The sequence below is a fragment of the Gloeocapsopsis crepidinum LEGE 06123 genome (genome assembly GCF_015207655.1).
GTDB classification, from domain to species: Bacteria; Cyanobacteriota; Cyanobacteriia; order Cyanobacteriales; family Chroococcidiopsidaceae; genus Gloeocapsopsis; species Gloeocapsopsis crepidinum.
The window spans coordinates 41,404-55,489 of record NZ_JADEWN010000012.1; the positions used below are offsets into that span (position 1 = coordinate 41,404).

The following is a 14,086-nucleotide window of genomic DNA, read 5'->3' on the forward strand; positions in this document are numbered from 1 at the left end:
TATATTACTGAATTACGAAATACCTTACATCGTAGGTTGTAGTGTCTATAAACTAAACCATCACAGAATTGTAAAGTATCTATAAAGAAATTGCGGATTATACTGAGGTGAAACAAATATTCATACAATAAATTCTTTATATCTATTTAATAAAGCGGCAATAACATTAAAACAATATTAAGCATCAGATTAGAAAATGATATTCTCCTAGCGTGAACTAGTTGTGTGAGGGGTAAAACTATGGTCTCGTCTCCTATTAGCATTCAAAGTGTCACAGACACAGCATCTACTCAGTTAGCATCACTGCAAACAGCAGCAGACTATCAATCATCAGCGATCGCTCTCCCAAATTCTCCTTTATTTGGTACAGATGGTATCCGTGGAAAAGTTGGAGATTTACTCACTGCATCCTTAGCGTTGCAAGTGGGGTTTTGGGCTGGAGTTGTGCTGCGTCAAAATTCTCAGAACTTAGGATCAGTCATTGTCGGGCAGGATTCGCGTAACTCAAGCGATATGCTAGCGATGGCAGTTGCCTCTGGGTTAGCGTCTTCTGGGCTAGAAGTGTGGCATTTGGGTTTGTGTCCCACGCCTTGTGTTGCCTACTTGACGAGTATCACCGATGCTGTGGGTGGAGTCATGATTTCTGCTAGCCACAATCCACCAGCAGACAACGGCATTAAGTTTTTTGGTAGAGATGGCGCAAAATTACCTCAATCTTGGCAAACTGAAATCGAAGCAGGAGTACGCAGCCAGACGAACCTTTGCATCGGTCAAAATGCTTGGGGACGTTCTTATCTGCGTTCAGACTTAGTACAAAATTACACAGAATCACTCAAAAAACCTTTGCTACAAAATCGCGACTTTGCTGGAATGCGTATTGTACTGGATCTAGCATGGGGCGCTGCAGTAAACCTTGCACCTGCAGTATTTCAAGATTTAGGTGCTGAAGTCATTTGTTTACACGATCGCGCTGATGGCGATCGCATCAATGTCGAGTGTGGTTCTACTTGCTTAACATCTTTACAAGCCGCTGTGCGAGAACATCGTGCTACGCTGGGCTTTGCATTTGATGGTGATGCAGATCGAGTTCTTGCTGTAGATGACAAAGGTAGACCTGTTGATGGAGATTACATTCTTTATCTGTGGGGTAAAGCTTTACAAACAAGGCAACAACTCCCAGAGAACTTGATCATTTCCACAGTGATGGCAAATCTTGGCTTTGAGCGTGCTTGGGAAAAGATTGGTGGTAGAATGATTCGTACTCCAGTGGGCGATCAGTATGTGCAAGCAGAAATGGTAAGGACTGGAGGAATGTTAGGTGGTGAGCAGTCAGGACACATTCTCTGTCGTCACTACAGTATTACAGGTGATGGATTGTTAACAGCTTTGCATATTGCGGCTTTAGTTCAGTATGCAGGAGTACCGCTGTCAGAAATGGTCAGTCAAAGCTTTGCGACTTATCCTCAGTTGTTACGCAATGTTCGTGTAGAAGACCGCGATCGCCGCATGAGTTGGAATCAGTGTACAGCGATACAGCAAGCGATCGCACGAGCCGAAGCTGCAATGGGCAACCAAGGACGAATTCTTGTCCGTGCCTCTGGTACTGAACCAGTGATTCGCGTCATGGTCGAAGCTGCTAGTGCCGATTTAACTCAATATTGGACAGAAAACCTAGTACTTGCAGTTCAACAATACCTCAATAACTAAATCTGTAGACTGAATTACCAAACCTAAAATTTTGTTGAAAACCGCTAAACTCCGACCGGAGAACTGGGGTTTTATGTCATGATCGCAAAGTAAACGAGTTAAAGACTTTCAGAGCATAGGAAACGAGTTATGGCTCTTCGACTAGGTGACACAGTACCAAACTTTAAGCAGGCTTCTACCGCAGGAGAAATCGATTTTTACGAGTGGGCAGGCGATAGCTGGGTGATTTTATTTTCTCACCCTAAAGACTTTACCCCAGTTTGCACCACAGAACTTGGTGAAGTTGCTCGTCTCAAACCAGAGTTTGACAAACGCAATGTCAAAGCACTAGCCCTTAGTGTTGATGATGTAGATTCTCACAAAGGTTGGGTTGGAGATATTGAAGAAACTCAAAGCGTTGGTCTGAATTACCCCATCTTGGCAGATCCCGACAAAAAGGTTTCTGACCTGTATGACATGATTCACCCCAATGCCAACGATACTCTGACAGTACGCTCAGTGTTCATCATTGACCCAAACAAAAAACTGCGTCTCAACTTTACTTACCCTGCCAGTACTGGACGCAATTTTGATGAAATTTTACGCGTCATAGATTCACTGCAACTTACAGATAACTACAGCGTGGCTACCCCAGCAAACTGGAAAGATGGCGATGACTGCGTTATCGTTCCTTCTATCAAAGACCCAGAAGAAATCAAGCAAAAATTCCCCAAAGGTCATACCGAACTTAAACCTTACTTACGGATGACTCCTCAACCCAATAAATAATTTAATCTTGTGAGTGATTCTGGTGGGCTTGTACCCACCTTTTTTTTAAGGTTTATAGACTTCCTGCATGAATCACAGATGCCCTACGACTAAAGTCGGGGCTATCCAGGCAAAGTGTACCTTCGTACACTTAAACAAAACTTTTACTAATGAGTCCACCTCAGCAAATTTTAGTTTAGATGGCAGCGAATGAATTCGCACTCGTATTTATGCTAACGGCTAATAGCTAATTGCCAATCGCTATGCAAAAAGGCAGTATGAGAAAATAGACTGTGAGTAGTAATGTCAGAAAGACTGGAATTAAATCGCAGTGGATATTAAAAATGGTTTTGTAGATACCGTTGGTAACACACCATTAATTCGGTTAAAGCGCTTCAGTGAAGAAACAGGGTGTGAGATCCTTGGTAAAGCAGAGTTTCTCAATCCTGGTGGTTCTGTCAAAGATCGAGCAGCACTTTACATTATCAAAGATGCAGAAGAAAAAGGATTGCTCAAACCTGGTGGTACTGTCGTAGAAGGAACTGCTGGCAATACTGGTATTGGTTTAGCCCATATATGCAACGCCAAAGGCTACAAATGTCTAATTGTGATTCCTGAAACCCAATCACAAGAGAAAATGGATGCTTTGAGAACTTTGGGTGCCCAAGTGCGTCCAGTACCAGCCGTGCCCTACAAAGATCCAAATAATTACGTCAAACTCTCTGGTAGAATTGCCTCAGAGATGGAAAATGCTATCTGGGCAAATCAGTTTGATAATTTAGCAAACCGTCAAGCTCATTACGAAACTACAGGATTTGAGATTTGGCAGCAAACCGATGGTCAGGTCGATGCTTGGATAACTTCTACTGGCACTGGTGGGACTTTAGCTGGTGTTGCAATGTTCCTCAAAGAGAAAAACCCAGCAGTTAAAACTGTTTTAGCCGATCCTATGGGCAGTGCGCTATACAGTTACATTAAAACTGGTGAAACTAAAAGTGAAGGTAGTTCGATTACCGAGGGCATTGGGAACAGTCGTGTAACTGCCAATATGGAAGGTGCGCCGATTGACGACGCTATTAGAATTGAAGATCCTGAGTGTATCCGTGTTGTTTATCGATTACTGCGTGAAGAAGGAATCTTTGTCGGCGGTTCTTCTGGAATTAATGTGGCAGCAGCAGTCACCCTTGCTAAACAAATGGGTCCAGGACACACGATTGTGACAATTCTCTGTGATAGTGGAGGGCGTTATCAATCACGACTTTTTAACCAAGAATGGCTGGCAACAAAAGGGCTATCGCCCAATTGAATTAGCCGCCCAAGCATAACAATCACATCGTTATCCCTTTCCCTCATGACAACGCTTGAGTATTGATGTCGAACACATTTTTTAACAGGCGATCGCACTCTCAACAAGACAATCTTTCCAGATGCGTCATGGTGTGCCAAAATCGCACTTGTCGTAAACAAGGCGCGGCAAAAGTACTTGCTGCTTTTCAATCTCATCCAGTTGCAGGGATTGATATTGTCAGCAGTAACTGCCTAGGACAGTGCGGTAATGGTCCTATGGTACTAGTGTTACCAGAACAAATTTGGTATAGTCGCGTTCAACCTGCTGAAGTACCAGCAGTAGTAAAAAGACATCTTCTTGGCGGATGTCCTGTAGCAGCAATGCTTTACTCACCTCGATAGTATTCATGAGTAAGAAAGGGAACATCCACTACTTCTCCGACAATATCTCCTACTTTTACCTCTAAACCAAGTCCGCCTGCTTTGTTGCGGATGTAACCTAATCCAAAGTAACCTTTCTCAGTAGCAGTACAACTAGTAAGCTTGCCAACTTTTTCGTCTCCTACTGTAATGACACTTCCAGGTTCTACCTGCGAATCGAGACGAATACCCCACAGATGTTGTTTGACTCCTTTGTATGTGTTGAGACGGGCAATAGTTTCTTGTCCGATGTAGCATCCTTTATCGAAGGAAATAGAGTGCCATAATCCTGCTTCTAAAGGGTTGTAGTCTTCGGTAAGTTCTTTTTCTGGTGTTGGGCGACCTTGGAGAATGCGTAGCTGTTCCCAAACGCGATCGCCTATCGGTTTTACTTCTGCTTGCATAATGCTGTTCCATACATTTGCCGCAGCTTCAACAGGAATAATCAATGTGTACCCTGGTAACGCCAAACCACTACCGACTGCAATGCGCACTTCACTTTCTGCAAACTTCACAACTTGATGATGTGCATACGGCTGATTGATAATTGCACTTGCTCCCAATTGCTCTAAAACTGCATCACTTTTTGGTCCAATCAAACTAAATGTCGCTGTTGCATCTGTGATATCTGTTAACTGCACTTTATCAGCAAAAAAGATATAGCGATCTAACCAGTCAATCAGAAACTCGCGGCGATTGGGTGAAACAAGTAACAAAACTGCATCTTCACCAACATAAGCTGTGACTAAATCAATTGTCCGCGCAGTAGAAGTGATAAAAACAGTATCGCAGCCTTGTCCTGGTTTGAGTTGCTGAAAATTATTAGTACTTTGGTTATGCAAAAACCGCAGGCGTTCTTCATCACTGACTTGAATTCGTCCCCAGTGTGAGCGATCGCATAAAACAACCTCCTCTTGAGAAGCCTGCAGTGCAGCTGCATCATCGCCAAAACTTACTGGAACATCACGATCTTGCGTGCTTTCAGCAAACTTTGCTCCAGTATGAAGCTGAATATTTCGCAGTTGCTGCATAAAATTTACCTTTCTACTATTAGCTTATTTATACATCTGGCAGGTTAGCAAACAACTGCGCAACTAACTCTCCTGCTTTTTCATCTAACTGTTGCCAGTCGATATCGCCAGTTTCATCAATCAGACTCGTATCAATTTTAATGTCGTTTGAATGTGTTGTACCTGATGGGTCGTAGCTACAAAAGCAAATTTGATAACACAGTTCCCATAAATTCACCTCAACTTCTGGTACACCCTGATGATGTAAGCACAAGTGATATTCTGGCTGTGGTGTTGGTAAATGAATTAATCTTTGTTCTATCTCTGTCACTTGGTCTGGAGAAGCAGTATCCAAGTAGTGTACGAGTTGTGTTACAGTTCCTTTTACTTCTTCTGTTGTGCCTTCAGGCCAAACCATAACGTCTTTGTATGTTCCCCGCCATTTCGACGCTTCAAGTTGCTTACCAATATGATCAATAACTCGAATGAACGCTGGTTGCATTAATATTTCAGCTTGCTGCCAAGCCAGAGGATCTGTAATTTTGGGTAGCATAAGATGATTCTGTAGGACTAAATGCAATAAAGCACAAGAGCTTTTCTGTATTCTTACAAAAATTTTGTTGGCTTTGCGATCGCCTTATACTGGTATAAATTAGTATTTGATACTACTGAAGAACGTTTATAAGTATCGATAGTATAAACTCGCTCTTCATTATTCATGTTTTAGCATGTATTTTTAGCTACCACCACTTTTAATACTAGTAAAGTTTCCTAATAAACTGCATGGCAAAAAAACTATGTCCTACGATAGGATACAAGGTTAGAAAATGCCATATAATAATTTTTAAGTATAGAGTTAAGTAAAAAATCTAAAGTATTTAAAATACTCGTTTTTAATTACTATATTAATTATTAAAAATAGGTCAAATTTTAATAATCTCGTTTACGTAGTAGTTAATAAATTGTTCTTAATAAGAAATTGCCTAAACGGCAGTAGTATATTAGATTAGACAGCCCTGACTTTATTAATACCTTTCCTTTCAAAAAAATATATAAAGCAAAATTTCTTATTTTTGTGCAGATTTCAAACATTTTATGAAAACGCGAGCAAGTCGTTCACTAAAAGCTACAGTAGAGGGAATCAAGCAAGCCAATAAAGCTGTACTGAAATTTGCGACAAAAACAGAGTTAGCAGTAGAACTAGAAGTTTCTCGTGCCACTGTACAAAATTTTTTTGCAGGAAAACCAGTTGCTAGAGAAAATTTCCATAAAATCTGTGAAAAGCTAGGGCTATCTTGGCAAGAAATAGCAGAACTTCCAGAACAATATCTATTGTCAGAAAGCAAAGCAAATATATCCTGTCAAAACTTTTCAAGCTCTATTTCAAGAAACATACAGCAAAACATCCAAACTGTTATTCAGCAAAAATGCGGTAGCTTTAGAGTTTTAGATATGTCACAGCCTAGAACTCTACAGGAAGTTTATACTAATCTTAATATTTTAGAGAACATTAGCAATCGTAGTTGGCTAGAGATTGAGCAACTTCATCAAAATCTTAATTTAATAGATGATAACAAAATAGTCTCGAGCAATAGTAAACTACAGCATTTTTCAGCATTACAAGCTGTCAAACAATATTCCAAACTAATTCTTTTAGGGAAACCAGGTTCTGGCAAAACAACACTTCTCAAACACATTGCAATAGAATCTGTTTCAGAGAACTTACCAATTCTAAAAATTCCTATCTTTATTACACTCAAAAATTTTGCAGAAAGCCGATATAAACTCAGCTTATTTACATATATTAAACAAGAGCTAGCTAGCTATGGCATTAATAAATTATTTGCTACTCAAATATTAAATCAAGGTCAAGCACTAATTTTATTAGACGGACTAGATGAAGTATGTCAAAAAGATATTTATTGCGTCTTGCAGCAAATTAGCGGAATTAGTACTAAATATCACACTAATCAGTTTATTTTGACCTGTCGTATAGGATCAACAGAGTACAATTTAGAACACTTTACCGAAGTAGAACTTGCTGATTTTAATCAACACCAAATTAGTAGTTTCGTACAAAAATGGTTTGCAGGGACAGCGGCTGGTAAAGGTAAACATTTTCTTCTCAAATTACAACAAAACTCACGCTTGCAAGAACTTGCGACAAACCCCTTACTATTAATGTTACTTTGTTTGGTGTTTGCAGAAGCCGGACATTTTCCTACCAATCGAATCAAGTTGTATCAAGAAGCATTGGATATTTTACTTAAGAAATGGGACGCTAAGCGCTATGTTGAGCGTGATGAAGTTTACAAACAGCTATCAGTATCGCGAAAGCATGAATTATTAAGCTACATTGCACGAAATACATTTGAGAAAGGAGAATACTTCTTTAAACAGCAGGATCTAGAACGGTATATTGCAGAATATATCTATAACTTCCCAGATGTATGTGCATGTGGGCAGAGTTTATCGTTCAAACCCGAAGCTATACTTAAAGCAATAGAAGCCCAGCATGGTTTACTTGTAGAACGTGCTAAAGGGATTTACTCTTTCTCCCATCTGACATTTCAGGAATATTTTACTGCAAAAAATATTGTTTGTAACGCAGAAGCCCAAGGTGATAAAGCATTAACGCAACTTGCGAATTATATTACTGATAAGCGCTGGCAGGAAATATTTATACTATGTGTAGGAATGTTGCCACAGGCAGACTATTTATTACTGCTAGCAAAGAAATACATTGATTGCTTATTAGCCGATGACATCCAATTGCAACAATTTTTGAGGTGGCTAGGTGCTAAGTCATACGATACATCAAGTTCTTGTTCTTTTTTGAACTTGCGAGCCTTTTATTTTGACCTAGAACTTAGTCGGACTTGTGAAATTACAGAAGGCAAATTAGAGTTATCTAAAGCTTGTAATCCCGAATTTACTCGTTATATCAACTCCGAATTATCTCTCGATCTAGCTCTAGACCGTGTTCTTACAATTGACTATATTTTGAAACAAACCACTCAACCCGCATTAGTTTATCATCGCGTTTTAGATCGAGCAATTGTGCGTGCTAGTCTTATTGCGCCTGAATTAAGACAAGTACTACAAGCACTTAAGCAACATACAATAAATTATTGTCAGAGTAATGACAGCTTTATTAAGTGGTGGATAGCTGCTGGTCAAGATGAAATAACATTATTGAGAAACGCGGTCATTCAGCAGCGCGACTTTGCTTACGATTGGCATTTTAATCCTCATCAACAAAACTTGTTGAAGCAATATTATGATTCCACTATACTATTGCTCAACTGCTTAAATTCTAACTGCGTTTCCATTGAAGTTCGACAGAGAATAGCAAATTCCATATTGCTACCTTCAGCAAAGCTATCTCAAGTTGCAGTATAAAGTTAAGAGAAGAATCCCCTTACTTTATACTTAAGAATTGCGATCGCACTCTACGTCCAGCAGGCTATGCACTTTGATAGCTACTTGGTAGTGTATCTTTTAGTGGTGTCCATCGAAAATAGCGATCGCCACCTCTTTCTAGCACAACTTTTACTCGTGGTTCTAAGCTTGCTAAATTTGCTAAGTATTCAATCTCTTGACTAGCAAGCAAATGTCCTTCAATCATCCACAGAACTAATCCTTTTGATTTCGGTGGTAGTTGTTCTAGATGATACGTAACTATCGGTGGTGCGTAGTAAACGTTTCCTACTGCGGCGCCTTTGCCAACACTTTTTTTGCCTAAGTGTGGGGGACGTATTCCGTGAACTCTAGTCAAATATGCTGCTACATCACCCAAAGAGCGAGCTGTAATGTGTAAGGTAGTATATCCTGCTGCTCGCAGTCGGCGTTGATAGCGACCTTCAAAACCTCCCTCCAGTGGTACATAAACTCCAAGTGCACCAGACTTTTCTAAGTCTTTGATAAATTTATTGCCAGTAATAATTAGTGCCATAAGTTTTTTGTTCTCATTGAAACGTCAACGCCTGCTATTGTGATATGTCAACCATCAGTTGATGGTTACTGCTATGACTTGCCAGCTTGTCTAGCAAGACTGTTCCTTGCTCGTGTATTATCTCTAATTTTAAGTATCTATGCTTATCTATAAGAATTCTCATTATTTTTTGGATTAATAAAAACAAATCATATTTTTGACTCTCAGTTTTATCGCACAAATCTAGGAGAACTCTATAGCACTTCAATTCTCAGCAAGATTCAAAGTAGACAAAAAAATCATATTGGTTTATGATATTAGATTGTGACCAAAATGCCTCAGTCGTGAGCTAACAACTTTATTGCTAGGGTTGTCGGCAGCGTAAACTATTTGGCAGCACGGACGTGTTGATTGCTAGGTTTAAAGGGTAGCGTTATAATTTTTTATGGCGTTATGCTATTAAACTTTGCTCTCCAAATAGAGCAGACGGCAAAGCTAATTGTATTGGCTAGCGCCCAAAGTTGCATGAGGCACATACGCTGGAAGCTTGGGTATTTCCAAGCAGCTATTTAATTGAACCAAGGTTCAATAGGCGAGTAGTAAAGCAGAAGTAGACAGCAATGTGTTAACACCTGCGGTACGGTCTAAAGCTCATCAGCATAGATACTAAACGGCTTGCCGTTTAAGTCTAGGTGAGGTCATTAACTGCAAGAGCGATCGCTCTAAATCTGAAGTGTATATCCATGCGTAGGCATTAAACCAAAAGTGACTTCTTTTTTGCTCCTAGTTTGAGTAGTAAGGAAGGAACCTTCTAGTGAAACCGGTTGCAGCGAATCAGCGTTATCCGGTGCTAATTCAACCTTGAAAAAAGGAGAAACCAGTTACTGTGGCTGTAGGTATCCTCGGCACAAAGCTGGGCATGACCCAAGTGTTTGACGAGGCAGGAAAAGCAATTCCTGTAACTGTAGTTCAAGCCGGTCCATGCACAGTTACGCAAATCAAAACGAAAGAAACAGATGGCTATACTGCCATCCAAGTTGGTTACAAAGAAGTGAAGCCCAAAGCATTAAACAAACCGCTTCTGGGTCATCTTGCTAAATCATCTGCTCCATCTTTGCGTCACTTACGTGAGTATCACTTAGATAATCCAAGTGAATACGATCTAGGTCAAGAAATCAAAGCAGATATCTTCGCTTCTGGGCAGATGGTCAATGTCATTGGGACTAGCATTGGTCGTGGTTTTGCCGGTTATCAAAGACGGCATAACTTTGGTCGCGGACCAATGTCTCATGGTTCTAAAAACCATCGATTACCTGGTTCAATTGGTGCAGGGACAACTCCAGGGCGTGTTTATCCTGGTAAAAAGATGGCAGGTCGTTTGGGCGGAAAGCGCGTGACAATTCCTCAATTGACAGTAGTACAGGTAGATTCAGAGCGTAACCTACTCCTGATCAAAGGCGCAGTTCCAGGCAAGCCTGGTGCTTTATTAAACATTGTGCCAGCACGACGAGGTAGTCAAACGTAGGGCGAAGCTATATAAATTGCCACTACAGGTGATTGGGGTAAATCTTTATACCCAACACCGAGCTACAAAGAAAGGATAAACAAATGGTAGATTGTGTAGTAAAAAACTGGCAAGGAGAAGAGGTAGGACAAGCAACACTCGATTTGCGCGTTGCTAAAGAAGATAGTGCTGCTCATATTGTCCACCGAGCCTTGGTACGGCAGATAACCAACGCCAGACAAGGGACAGCAAGTACTAAAACTCGTGCAGAGGTTCGGGGCGGTGGTCGCAAACCTTGGCGGCAAAAAGGAACGGGTCGCGCGCGTGCTGGCTCAATCCGTTCTCCACTGTGGCGGGGTGGTGGTGTCATCTTTGGACCAAAGCCGAGAGATTATGAAATTAAGATGAATCGCAAAGAGCGGCGGTTAGCTTTGCGTACAGCTTTGACAAGTCGGGCTGCGGATATGGTAGTGGTAGAAGATTTTGCGAGTGAGCTACCAAGACCAAAAACGAAAGACCTCTTAGCAGCGATCGCACGTTGGGGAATTGACCCAGAAACAAAGGTTCTGTTAATTTTGCCTGAGCTTGTAGAAACTGTTTATCTCTCAGCACGAAACGTTGCTCAAGTCAAGTTAATTGCTGCCGATCGGTTGAATGTTTACGATCTATTAAATGCTGACCGGATCGTGACTACAGTAGCTGCCATTGAAAAGATTCAGGAGGTCTACGGTGCCTAAGATAGATCGGCGATCGCTACCTGATTTAGTACGTCGTCCCATACTAACTGAAAAAGCCACTCGGCTAATGGAGGAAAACAAATTCACATTTGAAGTGATTCCCCAAGCCACCAAGCCAGACATCAAAGCAGCGATCGAAGACTTGTTTCAAGTCAAAGTTATTCAAGTAAACACTCAGCAACAACCACGCAAGCAACGTCGAGTAGGGAGATTTATTGGCTTTAAATCTCAATACAAAAAAGCGATTGTCACGGTAGCGACTGGGGAAGAAGACAAAATTAGAAAAGTCCTGTTCCCAGATGTTTAGTGCGTTGTCAGTTGTTATATAAACACTTCAATCAACAACTCGAACTTTTAAACACAACAAACGAAACTTATGGGTACACGTTCTTATCGTCCATATACACCCAGTACGCGCCAGCGTATTGTCTCTGACTTTAATGAAATTACTAAAACTGAACCAGAGCGATCGCTAACAACCTCAGTTCACCGTCCTAAAGGTCGGAACAATCGTGGTGTCATTACCAGTCGTCGCCGAGGTGGCGGACACAAGCGTTTATATCGGACGATCGACTTTAAACGCAATAAACATAATATTCCTGCCAAAGTAGCCGCGATCGAATACGATCCCAACCGCAATGCTCGCATCGCTCTGCTGTATTACCAAGATGGAGAAAAACGGTACATTATTCAACCTAATGGCTTGAAAGTGGGACAAACCGTAATTTCCGGTCCAGATGCACCTTTTGAAGATGGTAATGCTCTCCCACTCAGCAGAATTCCTCTAGGAACAACAGTTCACAATGTTGAACTCTATCCTGGTCGTGGTGCTCAAATTGTTCGTGCTGCCGGTGCTAGTGCGCAAGTAGTTGCGAAAGAGGGTAACTACGTTACACTCAAGCTTCCTTCGGGCGAAGTCCGGCTTGTGCGCCGCGAATGCTACGCCACAATTGGGCAAGTTGGCAACATTGATGTACGCAACCTTAGCTCAGGAAAAGCAGGACGAAATCGTTGGAAAGGACGCCGACCTAAGGTCAGAGGTAGTGTAATGAACCCAGTCGATCACCCACATGGTGGTGGTGAGGGTAGAGCACCAATTGGTAGATCAGGACCTGTGACGCCTTGGGGTAAGCCAACTCTAGGAGCTAAAACACGTAAGCCAAAGAAAGCGAGCAATGCTCTCATCATTCGTCGTCGTCGCAAGTCTTCCAAACGCGGTCGCGGTGGCAGAGAATCATAAATCTAAAATCCAACATCCAACATTGAGCTATGGGTCGTTCTTTAAAAAAAGGTCCTTTTGTTGCTGATAGTTTGCTCAGCAAAATCGAAAAGCTAAATACAAAAGGCGAAAAACAAGTCATCAAAACCTGGTCGCGAGCATCTACTATCTTGCCCCAGATGGTTGGTCACACAATCGCTGTCCACAATGGACGGCAACACGTGCCGGTCTTCATCAACGAGCAAATGGTAGGGCACAAACTAGGTGAATTCGCTCCGACACGTACCTTTCGCGGTCATGCCAAAAGCGATAAAAAAGCAGGGAGATAAATAGCTGATAGCTGTGAGCTAACAGCTAAAGGAGAAATGTGTTATGGCTAGTGATACTACAGAAGTAAAAGCAAGCGCCCGTTACATCCGGATGTCTCCCTACAAAGTACGTCGCGTTCTCGATCAAATTCGCGGGCGATCGTACCGAGAAGCGTTGATTATTCTGGAATTTATGCCCTACAGAGCCTGCGATCCAATCCTCAAAGTGCTCAGAAGTGCAGTTGCTAATGCTGAACATAATGCTGGCTTAGACCCAGCAGAGCTAAAAATTACTCAAGCGTATGCAGATCAAGGACCAGTGCTTAAGCGTTTTCAACCAAGAGCACAAGGTCGAGCTTACCAAATTCGCAAGCCTACGTGTCACATTACAGTGGCAGTTGCGACAGACACAGCGTTAGCAGCAGAAAGTTAGTCACAAGAGGAAGTATTTGTGGGACAAAAAATTCATCCAATCGGGTTTCGCCTAGGAGTTACCCAAGAACATCAATCGCAGTGGTTTGCTGAACCAGGGCGTTATCCTGAAATTCTTAAAGAAGATCATAAACTACGCAATTACGTCGAGCAAAAGCTGGGCAGATTAGCGCAAAATAATAACGCAGGAATTTCTGAAGTACGGATTGAGCGTAAGGCAGATCAAATCGACCTTGAAGTCCGCACAGCTCGTCCTGGAGTCGTCGTCGGTCGTGGTGGTACTGGAATTGAATCACTGCGCACAGGATTACAAGAATTACTCGGTGGAAACCGTCAAATTCGGATCAATGTTGTTGAAGTACAGCAAGTTGATGCTGACGCTTATCTCATTGCTGAGTATATTGCACAGCAGCTAGAACGCCGCGTTTCCTTCCGTCGCGTTGTTCGGCAAACGATTCAACGCGCTCAAAAAGCTGGTATTCAAGGTATCCGGATTCAAGTCAGCGGTCGGCTCAATGGTGCAGAAATTGCTCGTACTGAGTGGACTCGTGAAGGCAGAGTACCGCTACATACATTAAGAGCGGACATTGACTATGCCTATACGACGGCACGAACCATCTATGGAATTTTGGGAATTAAAGTGTGGATCTTTAAGGGAGAGATTATTCCTGGACAAGAGCAAACACCAACACCGACAACAACTCAACCGCGCCGTCGCCAACCACAACAGCGCCGTCGTCAGCAGTTTGAAGACCGTTCCAACGAAGAATAACAGCCGTTA

15 protein-coding genes are annotated in these 14,086 nt (G+C 41.9%); 12 read left to right on the top strand and 3 right to left on the bottom strand.

Annotation, left to right across the window (positions count from 1 at the left end; translation table 11 throughout):
* Window positions 1-240: 240 nt before the first annotated feature.
* The 4 genes from glmM (at window position 241) to IQ230_RS07070 (ending at window position 4,143) form a co-directional block, all read left to right on the top strand.
* Window positions 241-1,707 (top strand): phosphoglucosamine mutase, encoded by a 1,467-nt coding sequence (glmM, locus tag IQ230_RS07055; protein WP_193931335.1) that lies wholly within the window; start codon window positions 241-243, stop codon window positions 1,705-1,707.
* Window positions 1,708-1,836: 129 nt separating this feature from the next.
* Window positions 1,837-2,475, top strand: coding sequence for a peroxiredoxin (locus IQ230_RS07060; protein WP_193931336.1), 639 nt, complete (start codon window positions 1,837-1,839; stop codon window positions 2,473-2,475).
* Window positions 2,476-2,785: 310 nt separating this feature from the next.
* Window positions 2,786-3,760: a cysteine synthase A gene (locus IQ230_RS07065; RefSeq protein ID WP_193931337.1), complete on the top strand. Its 975-nt coding sequence runs from the start codon at window positions 2,786-2,788 to the stop codon at window positions 3,758-3,760.
* Window positions 3,761-3,825: 65 nt separating this feature from the next.
* A complete protein-coding gene (locus tag IQ230_RS07070) occupies window positions 3,826-4,143 on the top strand; it encodes a (2Fe-2S) ferredoxin domain-containing protein (protein WP_193931338.1) in 318 nt (105 codons plus the stop codon).
* Here IQ230_RS07070 and ygfZ read toward each other — a convergent pair.
* Together ygfZ and IQ230_RS07080 are read right to left on the bottom strand one after the other, a co-directional pair.
* On the bottom strand, window positions 4,128-5,192 hold the full coding sequence (gene ygfZ / locus IQ230_RS07075) for a CAF17-like 4Fe-4S cluster assembly/insertion protein YgfZ (protein WP_193931339.1): 1,065 nt from the start codon (window positions 5,190-5,192) through the stop codon (window positions 4,128-4,130). The two genes, IQ230_RS07070 and ygfZ, sit on opposite strands and share 16 nt — an antisense overlap.
* 28 nt (window positions 5,193-5,220) lie before the next feature.
* Window positions 5,221-5,724, bottom strand: a complete 504-nt coding sequence (locus tag IQ230_RS07080; protein WP_193931340.1) for a hypothetical protein — start codon at window positions 5,722-5,724, stop codon at window positions 5,221-5,223.
* A 542-nt stretch (window positions 5,725-6,266) separates the two neighbouring features.
* Between IQ230_RS07080 and IQ230_RS07085 the strand changes: the two genes are divergently transcribed.
* Entirely contained in the window at window positions 6,267-8,573 is a 2,307-nt protein-coding gene (locus IQ230_RS07085; protein WP_193931341.1) for an NACHT domain-containing protein, read from the top strand.
* Between the two features lie 64 nt (window positions 8,574-8,637).
* Here the strand turns inward: IQ230_RS07085 and ndhN are convergent, their stop codons facing one another.
* Window positions 8,638-9,126: an NAD(P)H-quinone oxidoreductase subunit N gene (gene ndhN / locus IQ230_RS07090; protein ID WP_099701394.1), complete on the bottom strand. Its 489-nt coding sequence runs from the start codon at window positions 9,124-9,126 to the stop codon at window positions 8,638-8,640.
* Between the two features lie 865 nt (window positions 9,127-9,991).
* On the opposite strand from ndhN, the gene rplC reads away from it, so the two are divergent.
* The 7 genes from rplC (at window position 9,992) to rpsC (ending at window position 14,077) form a co-directional block, all read left to right on the top strand.
* The gene (gene rplC, locus IQ230_RS07095; RefSeq protein ID WP_193931342.1) at window positions 9,992-10,630 is read left to right on the top strand and encodes a 50S ribosomal protein L3; all 639 of its coding nucleotides are present in this window, start codon (window positions 9,992-9,994) and stop codon (window positions 10,628-10,630) included.
* Window positions 10,631-10,713: 83 nt separating this feature from the next.
* The gene (gene rplD, locus IQ230_RS07100; protein ID WP_099701396.1) at window positions 10,714-11,346 is read left to right on the top strand and encodes a 50S ribosomal protein L4; all 633 of its coding nucleotides are present in this window, start codon (window positions 10,714-10,716) and stop codon (window positions 11,344-11,346) included.
* The gene (locus IQ230_RS07105; protein WP_193931343.1) at window positions 11,339-11,653 is read left to right on the top strand and encodes a 50S ribosomal protein L23; all 315 of its coding nucleotides are present in this window, start codon (window positions 11,339-11,341) and stop codon (window positions 11,651-11,653) included. The genes rplD and IQ230_RS07105 overlap by 8 nt, the downstream gene beginning before the upstream one ends.
* Before the next feature lie 69 nt (window positions 11,654-11,722).
* Entirely contained in the window at window positions 11,723-12,586 is an 864-nt protein-coding gene (rplB, locus tag IQ230_RS07110; protein WP_193931344.1) for a 50S ribosomal protein L2, read from the top strand.
* Between the two features lie 29 nt (window positions 12,587-12,615).
* Complete coding sequence (rpsS, locus tag IQ230_RS07115) at window positions 12,616-12,894, top strand: 30S ribosomal protein S19 (protein WP_099701399.1); 279 nt, start codon at window positions 12,616-12,618, stop codon at window positions 12,892-12,894.
* Window positions 12,895-12,937: 43 nt separating this feature from the next.
* Window positions 12,938-13,306, top strand: coding sequence for a 50S ribosomal protein L22 (rplV, locus tag IQ230_RS07120; protein WP_099701400.1), 369 nt, complete (start codon window positions 12,938-12,940; stop codon window positions 13,304-13,306).
* Between the two features lie 18 nt (window positions 13,307-13,324).
* Window positions 13,325-14,077: a 30S ribosomal protein S3 gene (rpsC, locus tag IQ230_RS07125; RefSeq protein WP_099701401.1), complete on the top strand. Its 753-nt coding sequence runs from the start codon at window positions 13,325-13,327 to the stop codon at window positions 14,075-14,077.
* The last annotated feature ends 9 nt before the right edge of the window (window positions 14,078-14,086 follow it).